Source organism: Bartonella sp. AP57NXGY (assembly GCF_042195805.1).
Taxonomy (GTDB): domain Bacteria; phylum Pseudomonadota; class Alphaproteobacteria; order Rhizobiales; family Rhizobiaceae; genus Bartonella.
Genome location: NZ_JBHIOZ010000478.1, coordinates 1 through 769, shown reverse-complemented (window position 1 = coordinate 769; position 769 = coordinate 1). Strand labels below are relative to the sequence as shown.

At 44.7% G+C, this 769-nt stretch carries 1 protein-coding gene; it reads left to right on the top strand.

The window, feature by feature from the left end; genetic code table 11:
• The first annotated feature begins 33 nt into the window (after positions 1–33).
• Complete coding sequence (locus tag ACFIL8_RS11580) at positions 34–696, top strand: lysozyme (RefSeq protein WP_375643601.1); 663 nt, start codon at positions 34–36, stop codon at positions 694–696.
• Positions 697–769: the final 73 nt, after the last annotated feature.

Sequence of the window (769 nt, the reverse complement as noted above, 5' to 3'; positions counted from 1 at the left end):
CACTTTTGTGGGGCTTTTTTTATGGAGCGTCAGATGAGAAAGATATCGAAAGAAGGATTAGAGCTTATCAAACAATGGGAAGGTTTGCGTTTAGAGGCATATAGAGACACGGCATGTGTCTGGACGATTGGTTATGGTCACACCAGCAATGCGGGTCACCCCCTTGTCAAAAAAGGCATGTGTATTAGCCAAAAGCAAGCAGAAGAAATCCTTTGTGAAGACTTAAAGCAATTTGAGAAGACGGTAGAGGAATCGGTGACGGTTTCGTTAACGGATTGCCAATTCGCGGCATTGGTCTCATTTTGCTATAATGTAGGAACAGCTGCTTTTCGCAAGTCAACCTTGTTGAAGAAGCTTAATCAAGGGGATTATGAAGCCGTACCCTTAGAATTACAGAAATGGAATAAGGTCGGTGGGAAGCCTCTTGCGGGTTTAGCCAACCGTCGAGCAGCAGAAGCGGGATTATGGGTAAAAGGGGCTTATGTTTCTTCGAATTATCAAAGGGTAGAAACGAAAACAGCAAGCGGTCTTTTAAAGATAGAAGCACTTGCCCCGATTATAGGGTCTTGTTCGGGGTTTGGAGGCTTGTTGGTTGGCAATGGTCCGGTGCAATGGGCTTTAGCAGGTATCATGGTTTTAGCGGCTGTAACGGGCATAGTGATTGTCGCCAAGCGGTTTGGGGAGCAACGCTTATGATTTTTTGGCTAAAGAAATATTCTCTTATGTTTACAGCGGCTTTAGCCGTTTTTTTTATGGCTTTAGCCAAGGC